Annotated in this window: 1 pseudogene; it reads right to left on the bottom strand. The window is 31.7% G+C overall.

The features are described from left to right. Positions 1–314, bottom strand: a pseudogene (locus AOM43_RS13820) (hypothetical protein); the annotation flags it as partial. Between the last annotated feature and the right edge of the window lies 1 nt (position 315).

Genomic DNA, 315 nt, shown 5'->3' with positions numbered 1-315 from the left:
TCATCAGGGCTTCTTGTAACCTCATCAAAAATACAGGAAAGTTTATTACTGAGACTGAGTTTGTGAAAAATAAAATCACTTAACTCTTCCTTTATTGTGGGCACTCTTTGATGACGCGATTTTTTTCCATTAGTTTCGGAAACAATTATAGGATTTTGAGGAAGAATAATGCCGTTTTCAAATTCATAAAGTCTTTCAAGATTGGAATCTACCGTTAATAAGGTAAAAAAAACACCAGACTTAAAATCAACTAAATTAAGTAGCTCAGAAGATAACGCGTTCACCTCATTTAAATTATCTTTAACGAATTCCATT

It is taken from the genome of Parachlamydia acanthamoebae (genome assembly GCF_000875975.1).
In the GTDB taxonomy this organism is placed as follows: Bacteria; Chlamydiota; Chlamydiia; order Chlamydiales; family Parachlamydiaceae; genus Parachlamydia; species Parachlamydia acanthamoebae.
This window is presented reverse-complemented; position numbering and strand designations above follow the sequence as displayed.